The organism is Nocardia sp. NPDC051911 (assembly GCF_040681035.1).
In the GTDB taxonomy this organism is placed as follows: domain Bacteria; phylum Actinomycetota; class Actinomycetes; order Mycobacteriales; family Mycobacteriaceae; genus Nocardia; species Nocardia sichangensis.
This window is the reverse complement of sequence record NZ_JBFAXY010000007.1, coordinates 216406-235895: the sequence shown is the minus strand read 5'-3', so window position 1 is coordinate 235895 and position 19490 is coordinate 216406. Positions and strand designations below refer to the sequence as shown.

Annotated in this window: 16 protein-coding genes; 12 read left to right on the top strand and 4 right to left on the bottom strand. The window is 66.6% G+C overall.

The genetic code is table 11. The features are described from left to right. Window positions 1-56: 56 nt before the first annotated feature. Together AB0L97_RS11605 and AB0L97_RS11600 are read right to left on the bottom strand one after the other, a co-directional pair. Complete coding sequence (locus AB0L97_RS11605; protein ID WP_364427863.1) at window positions 57-872, bottom strand: triacylglycerol lipase; 816 nt, start codon at window positions 870-872, stop codon at window positions 57-59. 412 nt (window positions 873-1284) lie between these two features. Next, complete coding sequence (locus AB0L97_RS11600; RefSeq protein WP_364427860.1) at window positions 1285-2502, bottom strand: helix-turn-helix transcriptional regulator; 1218 nt, start codon at window positions 2500-2502, stop codon at window positions 1285-1287. A gap of 280 nt (window positions 2503-2782) precedes the next feature. Here AB0L97_RS11600 and AB0L97_RS11595 point away from each other — a divergent pair, with 280 nt between their 5' ends. The 8 genes from AB0L97_RS11595 (at window position 2783) to AB0L97_RS11560 (ending at window position 8520) form a co-directional block, all read left to right on the top strand. Beyond that, the gene (locus AB0L97_RS11595; protein ID WP_355072875.1) at window positions 2783-2998 is read left to right on the top strand and encodes a hypothetical protein; all 216 of its coding nucleotides are present in this window, start codon (window positions 2783-2785) and stop codon (window positions 2996-2998) included. Further along, the gene (locus AB0L97_RS11590) at window positions 2995-3204 is read left to right on the top strand and encodes a hypothetical protein (protein WP_364427856.1); all 210 of its coding nucleotides are present in this window, start codon (window positions 2995-2997) and stop codon (window positions 3202-3204) included. Before AB0L97_RS11595 ends, AB0L97_RS11590 begins: the two co-directional genes overlap by 4 nt. 114 nt (window positions 3205-3318) lie before the next feature. Then, window positions 3319-3828, top strand: coding sequence for a DNA-directed RNA polymerase subunit beta (locus AB0L97_RS11585; RefSeq protein ID WP_364427853.1), 510 nt, complete (start codon window positions 3319-3321; stop codon window positions 3826-3828). A 192-nt stretch (window positions 3829-4020) separates the two neighbouring features. Continuing rightward, window positions 4021-4518 carry a DUF3558 domain-containing protein gene (locus AB0L97_RS11580; protein WP_364427850.1) on the top strand — a complete coding sequence of 166 codons (498 nt, stop codon included), beginning with the start codon at window positions 4021-4023 and terminating at the stop codon, window positions 4516-4518. Window positions 4519-4533: 15 nt separating this feature from the next. Further along, window positions 4534-4908 (top strand): hypothetical protein, encoded by a 375-nt coding sequence (locus AB0L97_RS11575; protein WP_364427847.1) that lies wholly within the window; start codon window positions 4534-4536, stop codon window positions 4906-4908. 13 nt (window positions 4909-4921) lie between these two features. Further along, window positions 4922-6205 carry a hypothetical protein gene (locus AB0L97_RS11570; protein WP_364427844.1) on the top strand — a complete coding sequence of 428 codons (1284 nt, stop codon included), beginning with the start codon at window positions 4922-4924 and terminating at the stop codon, window positions 6203-6205. A gap of 61 nt (window positions 6206-6266) precedes the next feature. Then, window positions 6267-7028, top strand: coding sequence for an ESX secretion-associated protein EspG (locus AB0L97_RS11565; protein WP_364427841.1), 762 nt, complete (start codon window positions 6267-6269; stop codon window positions 7026-7028). A 994-nt stretch (window positions 7029-8022) separates the two neighbouring features. Beyond that, entirely contained in the window at window positions 8023-8520 is a 498-nt protein-coding gene (locus AB0L97_RS11560) for a hypothetical protein (RefSeq protein ID WP_364427838.1), read from the top strand. Window positions 8521-8545: 25 nt separating this feature from the next. On the opposite strand, the gene AB0L97_RS11555 is transcribed toward AB0L97_RS11560, so the two are convergent. Further along, window positions 8546-11989: an aminoglycoside phosphotransferase family protein gene (locus AB0L97_RS11555; RefSeq protein WP_364427835.1), complete on the bottom strand. Its 3444-nt coding sequence runs from the start codon at window positions 11987-11989 to the stop codon at window positions 8546-8548. 135 nt (window positions 11990-12124) lie between these two features. Here AB0L97_RS11555 and AB0L97_RS11550 point away from each other — a divergent pair, with 135 nt between their 5' ends. The 4 genes from AB0L97_RS11550 to AB0L97_RS11535 all read left to right on the top strand — a co-directional run bounded on the left by AB0L97_RS11550 (window position 12125) and on the right by AB0L97_RS11535 (window position 18451). Then, a complete protein-coding gene (locus AB0L97_RS11550; RefSeq protein WP_364427832.1) occupies window positions 12125-13549 on the top strand; it encodes a WGR domain-containing protein in 1425 nt (474 codons plus the stop codon). 130 nt (window positions 13550-13679) lie between these two features. Further along, a complete protein-coding gene (locus tag AB0L97_RS11545) occupies window positions 13680-15170 on the top strand; it encodes a serine hydrolase domain-containing protein (protein WP_364427829.1) in 1491 nt (496 codons plus the stop codon). A gap of 96 nt (window positions 15171-15266) precedes the next feature. After that, complete coding sequence (locus AB0L97_RS11540; protein WP_364427827.1) at window positions 15267-17462, top strand: elongation factor G-like protein EF-G2; 2196 nt, start codon at window positions 15267-15269, stop codon at window positions 17460-17462. Window positions 17463-17707: 245 nt separating this feature from the next. Further along, entirely contained in the window at window positions 17708-18451 is a 744-nt protein-coding gene (locus AB0L97_RS11535) for a hypothetical protein (RefSeq protein WP_364427825.1), read from the top strand. A gap of 4 nt (window positions 18452-18455) precedes the next feature. Here AB0L97_RS11535 and AB0L97_RS11530 read toward each other — a convergent pair whose 3' ends face one another. Then, window positions 18456-19487: a hypothetical protein gene (locus AB0L97_RS11530; RefSeq protein ID WP_364427822.1), complete on the bottom strand. Its 1032-nt coding sequence runs from the start codon at window positions 19485-19487 to the stop codon at window positions 18456-18458. Window positions 19488-19490 lie beyond the last annotated feature (3 nt).

Below are 19490 nucleotides of genomic sequence, written 5' to 3'. Positions count from 1 at the left end.
TCGACGCGGAGGCCGTCGACGCTTGCGGACAGCTTTGCCGGGCTGGGCTCAGCCGACTACTTCACGAAGTCGCGCACGCCCTCGAAAACCGTCGACGAGGACAGCAGCGCGATATGGCCGAGGCACGCCGTCTGGGTATTGGTGGCACCGCTGAGAATTGTGCTCTGATCGGGGTTGATGATCTCATCGCACGGCGACCACCAGGTGCCGTAGTTCACCCGGCCGGGGGTTTCGTCGGTGCTGTTGAGTTCGGCGAGGAAGGCTGAGCCGGGCCGCATCTCCGCGCAGGAGGCGTCGAAGCATCCGTTAGCGACGTCGGTGCCGTGATTGGGGCCGGCGATGGAGACCCAGTCGTCGACGAAATTCAGGCCGTCCAGCTTCTTCAGGTACCAGCGGCTGTTGAGGCCGCCCATCGAGTGGGAGATGATGTCGACCTTGGCGGCACCGGTTTTCGCGCGCAGCGCATCGGCCTGCGCTTTCACCTGTAGTGCGATGTCCTTGTTCGACTGGGTGGTGTCGTAGCTGGATCGTGCCATCTCTTCTGCGGAGTATCCCGCGTCGAGGAATCTGCTCCACATGTAATCCCAGTCCGCCGCCGATCCGTGCCAGCCGTGGACGAAAAGGATCGGATCTCGCGCCGGTGCCGCAGCCGCCTGTGGCGTGGCGATGCCGAGTGCGGCCGTAGCCGTCGTGACCAGGGTGATTGCGGCCATGCCTAGGCGGCGCGTGATCGATGTGATGCGCATGATTTGACTCCGATCTGCTCGCTGCACTGCGAGCAGACAGAAGGTAGCGCCTCGAAGCTCATCCGGGGGCATTGTGAGACTTGGTTGTTTCAACTCGTCGCCGAGTCCTTGGATCTGTCGCGACATTCCGCGAAGAAGGTCCCGGGCGAAGCTACGCCGCGCCGACGAGCTGGCAGCAGAGGGCAGGCCGGGAGAGGAGTCCAGAGCCTCGAACCCGTGCCCGTTGAAGTCGCGGGCCGCCTACCGTATATACGATTCCGAATACTCACGTCAGCTTGGCGATGAGTCCGACCGGCTGACGCTTGTGCCGACGCCATCACCACCGCCCGCTGAATCCGGACCAGCCGCTTGCCGCGCAGCGGGATATGGGCCAGCTTGCGGCTGCCACCCCGGACCGTGGGTACCGCATCAAATTCCGGACGCGGCACCAGGGACGGCGCACCGCGCCAAGACCCACCTTCGAGCTAGACCTCGATGCGGCGAGTCCTGGTTCGCGCTTCCCACGAGCTGGTCGATGCCGACTAATGGATACGAGGTATCAGACTTGTGCCGCGCGCCGGGCCAAGAAATCTCGAACCTCTGGAACCCGGGAATGACCGCGAACCTTATTCGCGATGGCATCGATGCGTTGATGCAGGCGGGTGGACGCGAGTCCGGCGATGGTGTCGTAGTTTTCGGCGAGCAGTGAGCATGCTCGTGCGACGTCACCGGACGTGGTGAAGTTCTCCGCGAGATGGACCTGCCACGCGGCGCGCTCCCTGGGCCATGCCGATGAACTTTCGATCGCGGCTTGCAGGTTGGATGTCGCCTGCGAGTGCTCGCCGAGCCGCATCTGCGCCCAGCCGATGCCACCGACGAATTCGCCTTCCGGCAGGTAGACCCAATCCGGGTCGTGCCCACGAGTCGATTCGAATGCACGGTGCGCCCGGCTGATCGCCGCCGTCATCGCGGACTTGTCACCGCGTACCCCGTGAGCTTCGGCCTCCCTGATCGCCATCAACGCCCGCAGTTTCGGACCACCCTCGCGGAGCGATGCCCGCACCCCGGCCTGTGCGTATTGCACGGCAAGAGGATTGCCCTTCGCGTCGTCTCCGGGACGACTCGCCATCAGAAAGCTGGCGTTCCCCAGCGCATGCGCCGCAGCGATCCCGTCACCGGCCGCATTGGCGGCGTTCGCGGCGTCCGCGTAATACCGCCGAGCATCATCGAGACGCCCGGCGTCGTAGTGCACCCACCCGGCGGCGGTCATCATCTCGGCGGCGGCGCTGGTGAGCGCCCGACCAACCGCCTCGGTGTAACTCCCCTGGTCGAGAAGCTGCTCGACATAGCGGACCTGATTGGCCGCCACCCGGCACAAACGGTCGCCGCCGACCACCAGATCCAGTTCGTGGATCTGATTCACGCTGTCGATGATCGCTTCGACATCGCTCGCGCCGACTTTCCCTGCGGACGCCGACGCGGCGTTCGCGGCGGCGGAAACCGACATCATGGCGGCCCCCGCGCTTACTGATGCCCCTGCTTTGAAGAAGTTGCGACGGTCCACATCTGCCTCCCGGTCCGACTCCACTACCAGTATGGCAAGCGGAACGTCCAGTGCACGGGCTACGAGCCGCAGGACCCGGACGTCGTGCGAGGCCGGGCCGCCGCGCTCCAGACCCGAGACGGCGGGCTGCGAGAAGTTGATGAGCGCGCCCAATTCCGTCTGCGTCATGCCGACGGATTTCCTGATGCGCCGAATCACTTCGCCCGTGGTCATGTACATGGCCGAGCCCCCCGATCGTTGGTCGAATTTCCCCACAGCTTTTACCCCGAAAGCGATTGCACCGGCAGGATATACGGCTCTTCGCATAGCCGGAACGGAAACCGCGATCCGTGCTCCCACCTCGGTGTTCGCGCGACCTACGTTCGGTCGCGGGTGCCCGGTACCGGGGCGACGCCGCGCTCTGCGCGGCGCACCAGCCCGCCAGAGTGGCGGGCCGGTGGCGACAGCCCCCGGTACCGGGCACCGGTCGATCCGCGAGACAGAGAGGTTTCCCGTGTCCACGCATTCCCTCGCCATGTACCAACTCATCGCCCTGTGTGACGCGGCCGCCCACCAAGCGCCGATGCGGCCGCTCAGTATCCGCCAGGCCCATGAGGTGATGCAGATCCATGTGGCTTGCCGCGCGAAATACTGCGCACGCAAAGCGGCGGCGCGACAGGTGCTGGTCGACAGCGGACGGATGGTGCCGGACCCGAGCAGGCCGCAGTGACGGCAGCTGCTCCCGGGCCGCCGAACCGACGCCGCCACATCCAAATCGAAACCGGTCCGCTGCGCCTGGACTACCAGGCGAGCGCCGAACAGGCCGAAAGCGTCGCACGCGCACTGGCGCAACGGTTCCCGGAAATCACGGTGACTGTGGACGACGACCTGGACGACGATCTCCCGCACCTTCCTTGCGCACAGCTGTGGGACTGATCGCTCCGCGCCGCCACCCCTTCATCCTCGAAATGCGAACGGAGACTGCAACGATGCGATCTGCCCAACTCGAACAAGGCCGACTCCACCCCGGTTCGTGCTGACGGAGCGGCCATGAATACCGATCCCGCCTCCGATCCCACACTCACCCGCTGCCAGCGCTACCGGCACGTCTACGGCCTGCCGTGCTACGTACACCAGGAAACTCGGCGAATCACCCTGCGCGCGGGAGACGTAGGCGCGGTCACCGTGCCCGAACAACTCGGCAGAATGGTCCACTCCGACCTCGCCGGGCAATACTTGCTCGGCCCCGTCATCGCACACGGCTCCGGACGCTGGACGATCCTCGTCCGCCCCGACGACACCCACCAGCTCGCCAACGACACCGACATCTTCGTCGCACTGCTGCGCGCCTCCGCGACGATCGTCCCCGATGGCGGCGAGATCCTGCTGCCCTCCCCCGCCGACGAACGAACTGGATACCGCCGGTGGGTCGTCGCACCACGCGACGCGTTCCGCCCGCACATCAGCACCGTCGTCCAGTCGATCATCATCTGCGCGGACCGAACTGCACACCACCACTATGGGTTCCAAAAGCCCGACCAGCCGCGAGACCAACCCTAGCAACGCTCACCCACCTGCGCGCCCGTCGATCAGATGACGCAACGACCCGAAGCTCCTGATCCGAACGAACCGAATCCGATGGAACCGGAGACCCTGTATATGCGTCATAGACTTCAGGGACGACTTTGACGGCCCGGATCGGGAGGCTTCGTGGGACGACGGACGAGGGCGACAGTTGTAGCACTCGCTGGGGTGGCGCTGGTCGCTTCGGGGTGTGATTCGGGCACGAACGGGACTGCCACGCCCAGCACGATCGATACCTCGGCGGCCACGGCCGCCCTGTGGGATCCGTGCACGCAAGTATCGGATCAGGTACTTCAGAAAATCGGCGTGGGCCCGTCGACGAGAGAGTCCGGGGTGGGCGGCGTCGAAGAGCCCGGTTGGAAGCACTGTAACTGGAGCAATGCCGACTTCACACTCGGCATCTGGTCGACAATTCATTCCGTGGACGACTTCAGGAGGAAGGAAGGAAATATCGACTTCACCGATATTTCCGTCGGCGACCGAAACGGCGTTCAGTACCGTCGAGCGAAGGACAAGTTCGATGAAGACTGCGACCTGGTCTTTCCCGCAAGCCATGGCGCACTGAGTATCACGATTTACAACCATGCCTCATCGAAGAATGTGATCGCGCCATGCACCAGGGCGATGAAAGCCGCTGAGACTCTAGTCCCGATATTTCCGCGCTGACCAAGGAGATCATCTATGGCTATGGAAGAGGAGGTATCGCGCTGGCGATACCTCGCTGACGAAGCGAAGGCTGGCCGCCTCTACCTGGACCGCTCGGTTGCGAAAGCATGCTGGGATGCCTGCGATCGTCAGATCCAGCTCTACAACTCTCTCCGCACGAACCTGAAGGATGTCGAGATGGTCACGGGCCTCGGCAAGTTCGACTGCTCCATCGATCTAGCGAACATGCTGGGGGCCAAGGCAATCGGCGGCGACGGGGATGTGGACTCCGCCCTCAAAGAGCACATCGAAGTACTGACCCTGATGCGTGATACGATCCAGATTTCCGTGGACCGCATCGGCGCGACGGACGACTCCAACGCGCAAGATACGAGCAATCTGCTGAACTGACCGGGGGATAATCATGGGCCTGCCGTTCTTGGTAGCGATTGGCGCCGCGCTGTACGAGCAGTCGAAATCCGGCCCGCCGGACAGCGGTTCGCGCGATGAGAGCCCCGACGCGGCCATCGCGCGGAACCGCATCACCGAAATCATGCGCGCCGGTAGTGATTTGCAGACCCAGTCGCCGAAAGTTCCGGAGAGCGCGTACAAGAACCCGGACGGCATGGACGATCTCTATCAACGCGTGCAGGCGATGTCGATCGATGGAGTCGTCGCGCTGCACCAGCGGTGGGAGTCCATTCGCAACCGGCTCGAGCAGGGTTTGCAAGGTTTCGCCCCGGAGATCGGCAAGGCCATGGAAGGCAAATGGGAGGGGGCGGCGGCGAAGGCCGCGGCGGACGGGATCAAGGAATATGTCGACAAGTCCGGCGGACTGATCAGTTCGGTGCAGATCGTCGCCGAGAAGGTGAAGATCATCCGGTCGGGTATCGAGGTCACCCGGCCCGCCGTGCAAGAAGCACCCGCCCATACGTGGACCAGCGACGTCGCGAGTTGGGTGCCGGGCCCGACCTGGAAGCTGAACCAGCATCGCGAGGACGCCGCGCACGACGCGTCCGTGAACGTCGTCAAGAACGTCTTCTACCCTGCCGTCCGGGAAGCCGATACCGGCGTTCCACTGGTGCCCAAGCCGTACAACCCGGTGCACAATTCGAGCGATCAGCCGTACACGCCGAACAACGGCTGGCAGCCGTCGTCGTCCGGCACCGGCACCGGCACCGCCGGCAAAGCCACCACGGCGGACCCAGCACAGCAACCGGGCACCGAGAACACGCCGGAGACCACCGTCCCGTCCAGCACGAATCCTGTTGCCGAGCAGGAAAGCACGACCGAACAGAGCGCGACCACACCCGCGAGCACGAACCCGTCGACCCAACCGGCGAGCACCAATCCCGGAACCGATCCATCGCTGACCCGCCCCGGAACACCGAGTCCCGGATCTCCCGGCACGCACAGCCCGGGCACACTCAACCCGAACGCTCCCGGCCTCGGCGCTCCCGCACCGGGTCGCAGCATCAACGGTGTCCCGGGCGGCGTTCCCGCCGCCGCTTCCGCGCGGCCCGGCACCGGTCGGCCGGGAGCGAGCGGCATGCCGGGCATGATGGCGCCGGGCGCTCGCGGCAAGGGCGACGACGACAAGGAGCACCAGACGAAGGACTACCTGGTGAACCAGCGCAACGGTGAGGAACTCACCGGTCTCGGTGCGGAGAACAGTGTGAAGTCGGTGCCACCGGTGATCGGCGAATGAGCCGGACCGGTCTCGACGCCACGCCACCACGCGCGCGGTCCATGACGAAGGAGCCGGTCGCATGAGCCGACGGGACTGGTCGTTCACCGCGCTCGGCTTCACGGTGCTGTGGCGGGCCGTCGAGCGCGACGTGCTGCCATACCCCTTGCAGTACCGATCCACGGCGGAGACCGTCGCCGATTACGAGTCGGAGTGGAAGTCCGAAGCCGCCGGACTGCACCGCCGCCTCGACGAGTCCCTGTACAGCGCTCTGCGTGTGCTGGCCGAACCCGAGGCACGCATCGAGATGGCGGGATTCAGCGGGGAGGACAAACTGCGCGTCCACGCGGCCGTCCATTATCGGCATGCCGTGCTGCTGGTACAGGAGCCCACCGCATCGCCGGATCGCGGTGGAGCCGTGCACATGTCACTGATCGCTGCGGAGAGCGTGAGCCGTCGGGTCATCGACCACCTACCCGACGCCGCACGCGGCAGCGGCCCCGGCATCGAGATCTCCCGGCACGAACTCGACGCCGAGGACGAGGAACCGTACCGCGTGGGCGCACCGGCCCCGCCCCGGGCCCGAGCCGAGCAGTTCTTCGAACGCCCCCGCACCACCATCGCCCACGTCGCGGTCTACGCGGGCCCGGCCTGGGACAACCGCCCGGCGCCCGCCCGCGGCTTCCACGTGATGGACTACCCCGACGGCCGCTACCTCGTCCGCAGCGGAACCACCATCAAGGCCGTCCCCGCCGACACCACGGAAGTGCGAACCCAACTCGACCGGGTCGTACACGCAACGGTCGCGGCCTTCCGCGAGGAAAACGATCCCAGCTACACCTGACCCACCTAGCCGGGACCAGGCGCGCCAGAGAAAGTAGCCAACGATCCAGCGCCGCAAACGCACCGGAGTCCACCAGCCCGATTCTCCGGACAAGACCTTGATTTCGGTGGCAGGCCTTGTTCGATGGCCTACGTGTGGTGTACCGGCTCAGCGACGACCGGATCGTCGAACCCGGCTGAGCGGGGAGACGACCAGAGGCCGAGAGGTCCTGCACAAGTCGATCGGGACCACGCCGCCGAGCGGGGACAGCGGGCTGCTTCACTCTACAGCCCGCGCACCGGACACAAGAGCTGCTGCAACCACTGCACGTCGACCAGCCCCCGCCGAACTGTAGTTCAATCCGATGACGCGGGCATTACTCACGCCACGTATGTACTCACCCCCGGAAGAACGCGCCCGGCTCCACAACGGCCGCCGAATCAACCCGCCACGGTGACCGTGACTTCGTGTGTGGCCCCAGCGAGGGATCGCCCGCCGCAACGACGCCATCGCTCGGAGCAAGTTCGAGTCCAGCTGGGTCCGGAGCTTGCGGGGCACTCGCGCCTGGCGAGAGGTGGCGGGGTGCTGTGGTCGATGAGCGACGTACGCTGCCCCACAGACGATTTCGGCATCAACCGCAGTGCCTGTTGCGCCACGTAGTCGCCACGCGAACGGCCCATCAGCCCGACAACGGCCCATCGATGCAGGTCACACCGCTACTCCCGCCAGTGACAACAAACACAGCGCCGGGTGAACATAACCTTGCCCTATGCCTCGCTGGAGTACGCACCGACGGAAGCCGGCGGAGGTGGGCCGGCTGGCGCGAGTCGGCGGGGATCCCGAATCATTCTCGGCAGCAACACTTTCCAGATCAATAACCAGATCCATCACCGCCGCCGCGAGTGGGCCCGGCGCATCGTCGAACGCGCACAACCAAGCACCGCCGCAGCCACGAGTACATCCGGGCGCACTCGCACCGAAGAGCGAATCCGATTCGCAGACCACAGTGATGGCGATGCCTCCGCTGCCACCACCACGTCAGGACGACGCGCCGCACCGGCTGCATCACTCGGGCGCGGCCGCTTTCGTCGGACTCTGCGTCGGTGTGGTGCTCCTGCTGGTGTCGGGGTGTCTGCTGGTGAATCACCCGACGGGGACGTCGGCGTCATCCACGGCGCTGCGCACCAGCGCACCGAGCACTCCGGCACCTACGTCCACCATGCGAACGACCGCGCCGGTAGCCGCTCCCCCGCCCGTCCGGACGGGCATCGGTGTCACCTTCGGAAAGGTCGTCGCCAATGACGGCACGACATTGGTGGTCAGAAACGCGTTCACCAGCAGCAGCGTCAAAGTACGCGCCGACGCCAACACCAAGGTGAACGTCCTGGTTGCCAAACAGGCGACGGACATCCGCGTCGGCGCTATCGTCGCCGTCTACGGACGGCAGTATCCCGATCACACGATCGTCGCGGAGTTCATCACCGGCATTTCGATCGGGGCCCCGACCCGGTGAGCACGGGCGTACGCGGATCGCCGCGTCAATCACGCCCGCGCAACGCCGCTTCCACCGCCGCGTCGTCGACCGGCTCGGTCTGTCCCCACACGTCTCGCGCCAGCCGCAGCTTTCCGCACATGCTGGCCACCAACGCCGCCTCAGCCGCCGCGTCGGCCCCGCCCTGCCCGATTGCTTTGCGGTAGCGGACCGCATCGACGACAACCGATTTGACCCGCTCGTGTGCGAGGTAGGTCCGCAGGTCGCGACGCCACTGCCCGATCGCGGCCTCGGGCTCGGCGGCGACCCACGCTGCGAGGAACGCCTCCTGCTCGTCCGGCAGGTAGCCCATCTTGTGCAGATGCGTGGCCACGTCGTAGACCGGATCGCCGTACAGCGCGAATTCCCAATCCAGGAATACGACCCGATCGTTTCGCACGATCATGTTCTTCCGGTGCACGTCGGCATGCAGCATTCGAAAAGGCCTGGCCTCGAGCGTGTCCCACGCCGCGAGGATGTGCTCGAGCGGCTGATCGGGCACACCCAAGCGGCGGTACAGCTCGCCGAACTCCGCACTGCTGTCACGGTGCACGCGGGCGGTGACGGCGGACAATCGGCGCGCGAACCCAGCGGGTTCGTCACCCCAGTCCGGCTCGACCGGCGGCAGTAGATCTCGGGGGATGCGCCGAAGTTCCCCGAACAGCGCCGCCACATCAGCCGGTACATGAGCCGGAACTCGGACCCCGCGCGGCGCGATGTGATCCAGCAGGTCGCCGTCGATGTAGTCGTGGATCTGATAGGCGGGGTGAACCGATTCCCAGCGCAGTCTCGGCGCCGCGGCGACGAAGGGCTCGATCGCGATCAGCACCGCGGGTTCGGGCCATTGCCGCAGGTCCATCACATCGGCGCCGGCTACCGGAATCCGCACGTTCACCGCACCGGCGACGCCGTCGACGCGGACGTTGTGGTTGTAGTACCCCGCGGCCGACTGCGATCGGGACAGCGCTTCGACGTACATCGCCTCGGCGTCGACACCGATCACCCGGGCGATCACGCGTGCGGCGTCGCGGTCCAATCCCGATCCGGGCGTCGGCGGCTGAATGCGCGACCGCGCGGCCGCCGCGGCTTCGGAGATGTCGGGTTCGGTCCAGCCGTACAGCGCCAGGACCGCTCGCGCGACGAGGACCAGCCCCGGATAGACGTTCGCCCCCTGGAATTCCGCGATGGCCCAGCGGGCACTGCGGACGGCATCGTCGCGCCTCCCGCGGCGCGCGAAGACCCCCGCGCGGAACAGTTCGGCCCTGGCCCGACCGGAGCGGTACCCGGCCTGCTCGAGAATCTCGCACGCTTCGGCGAGCGCGTGCTCGGCGGCATCCAGCTCCCCGAGCGACAACCGCGCCAGACCCAATGCGGTGTAGGCCTTTCCGAGTTCGTGCAACGCGCCGAGTTCACGCTGCCGCACGATCGCCGCTCCGGCGGCCTCGATCGCCCGGGCCGGGTCCGTGAGCGCCAAGAGTTCCGCCAGGTTCGTCGCGACATTCGCCTGTCCGACAACGCTGCCCGCGGCTCGATAATGGGTGTCGGCCTCCGTCAGATACCGGGCGGCGCGTTCGGTGTCGAACGCCAATCGGTAGGCGAGATGACGCAACCGGGCGATGTCGCCGAGGAACTCGTGGTCGTCCTCCGCCATCGCGACGAGTTCCTCGCACATGCTCAGCGCCTGACCGAATCGGCCCTGGCACATGTGCAAATCGGCCGCCCACTGCCCCGCGACGAGCCGGGCCCGCCCCGATCCGCGCGACCACACGTCGTGATAGATGGCCAACGCGTCGTCGGTGTCGCCGAGTATGCGGCGTGCGTTCGCCGCGGCGACTGCCAACCGCTCCGCGATCGGGCCGGTCCGGTCCAAAGCGACCTCCCGGGTGAGCCGATCGGCTTGTTTGGCGTCGCCGAGCAGCACCGCCGCTTCCGCTTCCAGGCACCGCGTGAGTTCCGACAGTTCCGCCATACCTGTCAGGTTCTCATGCGGATCGCTCAGATAGCGGTCCAGATCGCTGATCACTCCGCCGATGCCCTGGCTGCCACCCGCCGCCTCGATCCGGTCGACGTATCCCAGCAACGTCACCGCGGACAGCAGCCCGGACCGGACACCGTGATATCCCGCCTCCCGCAAGGCCGCGACCCGGCCGAGCGACCGTTCGGCGCGTGCGAACCACAGGTCGTGCAGCACCCCGTGCAGAGTGCGCCGGACGTCCGGGTCCAAACGCCACTGCAACGCGTCCACCATCAATTGGTGCAGCTGGAAGCGCTCACCCTCGTCGTTCTCGTCCGCCGCGTACACGAACGAGTACGCGACCAGGGACTTCCACGCGGCGATGTGGTGCGGTAGCTCGAACTGCCGGGCGACCGCGGTGAAGATCTCCCGATCGAAGGTGCGCGGCAGGCCCAGCAGTTCCAGCATGCGAACTTCGTCGGGGCGCACGTGCTGGAGGAAACGCTCGAGAATCGTTTCCGGAGACACCAATTCGGCGGGCGTCACCCAACCCGCGCGGGTACGGGCATCGATGGCCAGATGCAGATAGAACGGGACACCCGCGCTCGAAGCGGCGATCGCCGCGCGCTCGTCGGGATCCTCGATGCCGGAGGAGTCGAGCAATTCGAAGCGGGCGTCCATCGGCAGGTCGTCGACGGGCACGGCCCGGATGCGGGCCGACCACTCCGAGTCGTGCCGCTCCCAGCCCAGCGGCTCGCGGCTGGCGATCACCACCAACCCGGTGTCCAGCTGCGCGACCACATCGCGTAGCCAGGCATCGGACGCCGCCGCGCGGCCTTCACGATCGGCGCCGCCTATCAGCGCTTCGTAGGCGTCCAGGAAGACCACATACGGTTTCCCCTCCGTCCCGCTCTTCAGATCCTCCGCGAACAGGTAGGAGACGGCTTCTTCCAGGCCCGCGAGACTCAACCGGTCGAGTTCCCCGAGGACCGGATCGTGGCGGATCCGGTGGGTGCGGATCACCTTGCGAGCGCCGAGTTCGAGCAACCGGGTCGCGGTGCCGAAGACCGGGATGCCGGTGGCGTCGTTGAGGATCTCGGTCAGGATCTCGCTGTGCTCGGCGAGCGCGAGCGCGTCCGAGGTCAGGCGCAGATGCGGGTGCATGCGCTGCCACAACACCGCGCGGGCGATGTCGAAGCGGTGGAACTTGATCTTCTGCGCGCCGAACTGCATGCGCAGCACGGCGAGTCCGTCCGCGGCCTGGCGATGACTCGGAACCTGCAGGTCGAGCACCGCCGCCGGGTGTTTCTTGCCGACCCGCGCCCGCAGTTCGGTGACCAGCCGGGACTTGCCGATCCCGCCGACACCGCCGAGCAGCATGACGCGGGGATGCCCGGCGGCCTCGGCGAGCAGTTCGTCGAACCGCGTCAGCACCGGCGCGCGGTCGACGAACGGACGGCTGGTCGATCCCGGCTGGAACCGCGCGGTCAACACCATGGCGTACCCCCTCCTCACGAGCCCGGCACGATTGTGCCAGAGCCGGCCACCGGCGATCTCGCACGCGCCGTCGAATGTCGGTGCCTCTTGCTAACTTTCGTCTCGTTCTGATCTGACGAAAACAGGCGAGGCGCTATGACTATCGGGGGAACCACCTATCTCGAACTGTCCGAGGACAGTGGTACCGCGCACAAGTTCTACGAGGTGATCGTCGCGGGTACGCAAGTGAGCGTCCGCTTCGGTCGCATCGGGGAACAAGGGCAGACGAAGGTGAGTTCGTTCGCCTCCGAGGAGAAGGCGCAGGCGGCCGCGTCGAAGAAGATCGGCGAGAAGGTGCGCAAGGGCTACGCGCCCGCCGTGCTGGGCGCGCGGGCCAGGCGTCCGGTGACCAGGCGCGCGATCAGCAGCGGCCGCTCCACGGCGAAGGCAGCGCCCGTGTTGTGGAGTTTCGACTCCGGCGCCGCCGCCTTCGGCATCTTCGTCGACGAGCGCCGCTGCTGGGTCGGCAACGAGAGCGGCGACGTGTTCACCCTGACTCCCGACGGTGTGGTCACCGGCCGGTACCGCCTGCCGGATTCGGTCAAGTGCATCGTGGCCGACGACTTCTGGATCTACGCCGGCTGCGACGACGGGCGCGTCTACGACCTGTCGGGCAAGGTGCCTCGGGCAGCCTACGACATCGCGGCCGATGTCGACATCTACTGGCTCGACATCCACGACGGCATCCTCGGCGTCTCCGACCGCCAAGGCGGGATCACCGTGATCGACTACGAGGAGGAGTCGCTGTGGACGCGGCGCAGCACCGGCGATTCGGGCTGGATGGTGCGCATCGACGCGAACGGCGTCTACCACGGGCATTCCGCCGGCGTCACCAAGTACGACCTGGACAGCGGAAGCACCCTGTGGCAAATGGGCACCGGCGGCGGCGTCCTGTTCGGCTGGCAGGAATCCGACGCCGTCTACGCGGGCACCGCCCGTAACCAGGTCCGCATGGTGGCCAAGAGCGGCCGGGCCGAGCGCGTCTATCAGTGCGACGCCGCGGTCTTCTCCTGCGCCACCTCGCCCGACGGCCGGTATGTCTTCGCCGGCGACAACTACTCCTCGGTGTACTGCTTCGACGCCGCCGGGAACCGCGTGTGGAAGCTCGCCACCGGCTGCGGCTCGGCGTATTCCATGCAGTACCACGACGAGAAGCTGTACTTGGTCACCACGACCGGCGCGCTGGCCTGTCTCGATGTCGGCGACGCCGCCATCCGCGACGCCGAGCAGGGTGTGCTGCCCGAAACGGTGTCGGTGAAGGCTCCCGAGATCTCGGCGGTGGTGCCCAGCGACACCGTCGAGATCACCTCCGAAGCGGGTAGCGGAATCGTCGTGGAGTGCGTGAGCCAGGGCAGTTCGCTGCGCGTGCGAGTCGTCTCGCCTGGATATCACCAGGGGTGGAATGTGCAGTTCCCCAAGGATATTCGTCTGGCTGGGGCTCGTTACGTGGTCGACGGCATAGCGGAGTCGGCGCGCGGCGGCTTCTACCGCGTCCGTGGGGACATCCGCCGGTTGTCCTGAGCGGCAGACGTTCCCGATGGAGCGTTCCTCGCACGTCGGCGCGAGATGTGCGAGGGACGTCCCTGATGGGAACACGGCTGTTCGGTGGTCCTGGCACACTGACAAAAGCGCTATCGAACAGGGGGGCTCGATGAGGGGACGATTCACATCGTTGTGTGCGGTCGCCGTGGCGCTGACGACGGTGGCCGCGCTGCTGGCCGGATGCGCATCGGACGAGCGCGAGGAACGAGGCTTTCCAACCGAGGCAGCCGAGCGGATCGACCGCATCGTGCGGCCGCAAATGGACGCGCGGCTGGCCCCCGGGGTACTGGTCGCGGTGCACGACCCGAAACGGGGGTCCTTCGTCAGGGCTTACGGCACAGCGGATCTCGCGACGGGTCGTCCGATGGACGTAGCGGATCATGTCCGGATCGGGAGTATCACCAAGACGTTCACCGCGACCGCGGTGCTGCGCGCGGCCGACGAGGGCAAACTCTCGTTGGACGACGTGCTGGAACGATATGTGCCGGGAGTGCCCAACGGCGGCACCATCACTCTCCGCGACCTGCTCGGCATGCAGGGCGGCGTCTGGGATCTCCGGGACTATCCGGCCTTCGCCGAACAGTTCGACGCGGAGCCTACGGCATCCGAATGGCACGAGGGCGACCGGTTACGCGCGATCATCGCTCAGCCGGAGCGGGCGAAGCCACCGCGTACCCGCGTGGAGTACTCGAACTCCGAGTTCTACCTGCTGGGTCTGGTGCTCGAGAAGGTCTTCGGGAAGCCGGTGCCCCAAGTCATCGGTGAAGTCGTCGCCGCGCACGGGTTGCGCGCCACGACGTATCCCACCGACGCCACCATGCCCGCGCCTGAGAGTCGCGGGTACTCCTACTTCGACGAAGCGCCCACCGACGTCACCGCGCGGACCACCCCGGCGCTCTTCGGTGCGGCGGGCACGATGGTGTCCACTATCTCCGACCTGGCCGACTACGCCCGCATGCTGGGCCGCGGCGATCTGCTGAAACCGGAGACCTTCCGGGCCAGGACCCAGTTCGCCGGAAACCTGCGCTACGGACTCGGCATGGTGGAGTCCGGCCGCTGGCTCGGCCACAGCGGCGCGGTGCTGGGCTACACCACCCACATGGGCTATCTCCCCGAGCAGGACGTCAGCGTCACCGTCGCGGTCAACGAATTCACTTCTCCACCCCTGCTCGGGGTGACCGCCTCGGTCATCTGGTTCGGCATCGCCCGTCAGCTGTATCCGGGCACGGTGCCCGACGCCCCGGCGAACACCCAGCCCGATCCACCGGCGCCCACGGTCACCGATCTCGACAATCGACTACGACAGACGCTGGACCCGGCGGTTCCCACTGAGCGGAAACCGCTGCGGATCGCGGACGACGACAAGGACCCGGAGTTGATCACCCGGGTCGCTCAGGCCTTCACCTCGATCACCACGACGGTCGGCAAAGTGACCGGCGCGGGCGGTTACCTCCTCGCGACCGTCGTTCTCGCCGGACCGAACGGCCGCCGTCCGACGATCGTGCCGTTCGTCTCGCGCGACGGCTCCTGGCGTATCGACCGGTACTGGGCGTGCGAGAACATCGCCGGGACCGGGCCGCCCTCGCCCGCCTGCGAATGACCGGCTCCGCGCCCTGATCTGCCGATTCGTCGACGGAACGCAACGCCCGGTGGGAAGGTGGATGTACGGCAGGTGTCGGGCGAAGGAGCGAGACACATGGTGGACAAGACCAACGGAGCTGCCGCGGGCGACGGCGGCGTGATGACGGCGGACCGCCCCGAGCAGATTCGCAACGTGGTCCTGGTCGGGCACAGCGGGTCGGGAAAGACCACGCTGGTCGACGCCATGGCGCTCACCGCGCGGGCGGTCAATCGCGCCGGGCGGGTCGAGGACGGCACCTCGCTGTCGGACTACGACGAGATCGAGCATCGCCAGCACCGGTCCGTGCAGCTGTCGGTGGTGCCGGTGGCGTGGGGCGGCATGAAGATCAACCTGATCGATACGCCCGGATACGCGGACTTCGTCGGCGAACTGCGGGCAGGGCTGCGCGCGGCGGATGCGGCGCTGTTCGTCATCTCGGCGGCCGAGGGCGTAGACGGGATCGCCGGAGCGACCAGGGCGCTGTGGGAGGAGTGCGCCGCGGTCGGGATGCCGCGTGCGATCGTGATCACCCATCTGGACACGGCGCGTGACGAGTACGACGTGATGACCGAGGCCTGCCGCACCGTGCTGGGCGGCGGCTCGTCGGAGAGCATCCTGCCGCTGCACCTGCCCGTGTACGGCCCGAAGAATCCGGACGGTCACCGGCCGGTCACCGGCATGGTGGAGCTGCTGCCGCACTGCGTGGGCGACTACTCCTCCGGCGAGGAGGTCCAGGGCGACCCTTCGCCCGATCAGGCGCCCGCGCTGGAGGAGGCGCGCAATCGCCTCATCGAGGGCATCATCGCGGAAAGCGAAGACGAGAGCCTGATGGAGCGCTACCTCGACGGCGAGGAGATCAGCCTGGCCACGCTGGTCGCCGACCTGGAGCGCGCGGTCGCGCGGGGCAGCTTCCATCCGGTGCTGTTCGCCGCGCCCGCGCCCGAAGGGGCGAAGCAAGGCCTCGGCACGGTGGAACTCCTCGACCTGATCACCGGCGGCTTTCCGACGCCGGTCGAGCACCCCATCACCGCCGCCAACGGCGCGCAGCCGCATCCGCTGCGCTGCGACCCGGACGGCGAGCTGGCCGCCGAGGTCATCCGCACCGCGTCCGACCCGTACGTCGGGCGAGTCTGCATGGTCCGCGTCTTCTCCGGCACCTTGCACGCCGACGACACGGTGCACGTCAGCGGGCACGGCCTGGAGGATCGCGGCCACGAGTGCCACGAGCTGGACGAGCGGGTCGGCGCGATCTCGGCTCCGTTCGGCAAACAGCAACGCCCGCTACGCCAGGCCATCGCGGGCGACATCGCCTACGTCACCAAACTCGGTCACGCCGAAACCGGCGACACCCTCTCGTCCACCGACAGCCCCTTGCGGATCGAGCCGTGGCCGATGCCCGATCCCCTGCTGCCCATCGCCATCAGCGCGCACAGCAAAGCCGACGAGGACAAACTGTCGCAGAGCCTCGCCCGGCTCGCCGCCGAGGACCCGGCGCTGCGGCTGGAGCACAATGCGCAAACCCACCAGCTGGTGCTGTGGTGCCTCGGCGAAGCGCACCGCGACGTAGCGTTGGAACGATTGCGGACCCGGTTCGGCGTACAGGTGGACGTGACCGATCACCAGGTGGCGTTGCGAGAGACTCTCGCGGGCAAGGCGACCGGGCGCGGCAGGCATGTGAAGCAGTCCGGCGGACACGGCCAGTACGCCGTGTGCGAGATCGAAGTCGAACCGCTACCCGAAGGGTCCGGGATCGAGTTCGTGGACAAGGTGGTCGGCGGAGTGGTCCCGCGCCAGTTCATTCCATCGGTGGAGAAGGGCGTCCGCGCGCAAGCCAACCGCGGATTGACCGCCGGATATCCGCTCGTGGACGTGCGCGTCACCCTGTTCGACGGCAAGGCCCATTCCGTCGACTCCTCCGACGCCGCCTTCCAGACCGCGGGCGCCCTCGCCCTGCGTGAGGCAGCGGCGGCCGCGGGAATCAGAGTGCTGGAGCCTCTCGCCGAGGTCTGGGTGCTGGTCACCGACGAATACGTCGGACCGGTGCTGAGCGACCTGTCCAGCCGCCGCGGTCGCGTCCTCGGCACCGAGCCGCACGGCGCCGGGCGCACCCGGATCCACGCCGAAGTCCCCGAGCTGGAACTCAGCCGCTACGCCATCGACCTGCGCTCGATCTCCCACGGCACCGGCGATTTCACCCGTAGGTACGCGCGCCACGAACCGATGCCGAACCAGGTCGCCGCCTCGGTGCGGGGCGAAAAGGCACGAGCGTAGTCCGCTTCTGTTGACCCACTCGGCCTCGCCGATGCACCAGGGCGCCAGCCACCGCCGCTGTCCGCGCACGTCCATCGCATCGTCCGGTGACGTCCGTCGGCAGATCAGCCTGTGAGAGGCGTCCGAAAGCTCGACCGGGGTTCTGCCCGCCGGATGCCCTGAAGTCCCTCCTTCCCACATAGTGTGGTTCTCCGGCCGCACAGTACAGTTGGCCCCGCATACGAGGCCCTTACCAGGTGGAGAAAATGGATCCTTCCCGCTGTGTCGTGCTGGTCCCGGTGCACGACTACATCGAGCCCGGATGCGCGGAAGGATTGGCGGAACTCGAACGACGCGGATATCCGGTCTGGCGCGTATACGGCTGTTCCGCGATCGACCAAGCGCGCAGCCAAATCGCCACGGATGCTTTGGCACAGGGCTTCGAAGAGTTGATGTGGATCGATGCGGACGTTCGCTTCGAACCGAAATCCGTCGAGATGTTGCGATCGCACGACTTGCCGGTGGTGGGCGGTATCTATGCCAAGAAAATGGCGCGCGAACTGGTCTGCAGTCTTCTGCCCGGCACCACGAAAATCACATTCGGCGAAGGCGGCGGCGTCATCGAGATCCGCTATGCGGCCTGCGGGTTCCTGCTCACCAGAAGAAATGTCTACGAGAAGATCCTGCAACGAGAAAAGCTTCCGGTCTGCAATACACAGTTCGGCCGTGCCAACATCCCGTTCTTCCTGCCCATGATCATTCCCGACGGCGAGAACCACTGGTACCTCGGCGAGGATTACTCCTTCTGCGAACGCGCGCGAAAAAGCGGCTTCGCCATCCACGCCGACACTCGAATCCGCCTGGAACATATCGGCAAGTATGGCTTCACCTGGGAAGATGCCGGGAACGGTCGCGATCGTTACAGCAGCTTCGACTTCACCATCCGGCAACGTTCCGCGGCTGCTGACGATCTGGCCGACGGGGACCCGATAATCGATAAGGCGAGCTGACGGCTCATCCGCCCGCGCTACCTGGCCGACCCGGCTTCACTCTCGGTCGACGCGCCGCCGAATCCATCTTCTGGTCTGCGGAATACAGTGGTATCGCTGATCTATCCCGAGGCACCCCGAAGCTTCGGGCGACATCCGAGACCGACGCGCCGTCGGCATCCCCGAGGACGCGAACCAGGGCTGCTCGAGAAGAACCCGGCCTCCGCACAGGAGTAGACCGCAGTTCGGCCGAAAACGCCCGTTTCCATTCGGGCACCCGATCGTATTGATGCACGATCGGATACAACTTGCCCGTGGACGTCCGCACGTCCGCTCCGGACCAGATCGGCTCGGGCTCGAGGAGAAACGGGCGCAGCACTCCGACCCGGTTCGGATCCGCCAACGTCCCAGCCTGACAGGCGAATCCGTCGTCGGATGTCACCAACTGCACCGCGGAACGAAACGGTTCCATGTCGAGCAGGACGTTGTACCCGCTCTGATCCGCGACCGGCACTCCAGACGAGGCGGCGACACGGGAAATGGCCACACACAGATTGGATATGGCATCGGCTCGACCGGCAAGGACACCGACGTTGCAGACCACCTTCGACCACACGCGCTCGGCGAGTTCGGGGAAGCCATGGCGCAGATTGTCCCGGTTCCACCCTTCGTCGCAGTACCGCACCCCCTCGCTGACAGCGACGAAGGTGCGGCTCAAGTGGTTTTCCAACCACTGGATCGGGTCCGCCTGAAAGTACACATCGCGCACGTCGGTGACCACGGCGAATCGAAGCGAATGCCTGAATGTCCGCAATACCTGGGCGACATCTTCGAACCGCTGATTGTAGATACTGCCGCGAAGCGACATGCGTATCGGATACAACCCCAGTGATTCCAGGTTATCGGCGATGGCGTCGCCGCGGACATCGCGGTCGTACACGATGACCGCACCCACACCGGCGAAATCGCTCGCGGCGAGGCTCCTTGCCCACGGCTCGACTTCGGGCCACCCATAGCCGGTCGCCGCCGCGATGACGATGTCCTTCTGTGCGGCCATGCT

Coding starts and splice junctions, on each gene's coding strand:
- AB0L97_RS11605 (WP_364427863.1), bottom strand. CDS start 872: ATGTCGCGACAGATCCAAGGACTCGGCGACGAGTTGAAACAACCAAGT.
- AB0L97_RS11600 (WP_364427860.1), bottom strand. CDS start 2,502: ATGACCACGGGCGAAGTGATTCGGCGCATCAGGAAATCCGTCGGCATG.
- AB0L97_RS11585 (WP_364427853.1), top strand. CDS start 3,319: ATGAATACCGATCCCGCCTCCGATCCCACACTCACCCGCTGCCAGCGC.
- AB0L97_RS11575 (WP_364427847.1), top strand. CDS start 4,534: ATGGCTATGGAAGAGGAGGTATCGCGCTGGCGATACCTCGCTGACGAA.
- AB0L97_RS11570 (WP_364427844.1), top strand. CDS start 4,922: ATGGGCCTGCCGTTCTTGGTAGCGATTGGCGCCGCGCTGTACGAGCAG.
- AB0L97_RS11565 (WP_364427841.1), top strand. CDS start 6,267: ATGAGCCGACGGGACTGGTCGTTCACCGCGCTCGGCTTCACGGTGCTG.
- AB0L97_RS11560 (WP_364427838.1), top strand. CDS start 8,023: ATGCCTCCGCTGCCACCACCACGTCAGGACGACGCGCCGCACCGGCTG.
- AB0L97_RS11555 (WP_364427835.1), bottom strand. CDS start 11,989: ATGGTGTTGACCGCGCGGTTCCAGCCGGGATCGACCAGCCGTCCGTTC.
- AB0L97_RS11550 (WP_364427832.1), top strand. CDS start 12,125: ATGACTATCGGGGGAACCACCTATCTCGAACTGTCCGAGGACAGTGGT.
- AB0L97_RS11545 (WP_364427829.1), top strand. CDS start 13,680: ATGAGGGGACGATTCACATCGTTGTGTGCGGTCGCCGTGGCGCTGACG.
- AB0L97_RS11540 (WP_364427827.1), top strand. CDS start 15,267: ATGGTGGACAAGACCAACGGAGCTGCCGCGGGCGACGGCGGCGTGATG.
- AB0L97_RS11535 (WP_364427825.1), top strand. CDS start 17,708: ATGGATCCTTCCCGCTGTGTCGTGCTGGTCCCGGTGCACGACTACATC.
- AB0L97_RS11530 (WP_364427822.1), bottom strand. CDS start 19,487: ATGGCCGCACAGAAGGACATCGTCATCGCGGCGGCGACCGGCTATGGG.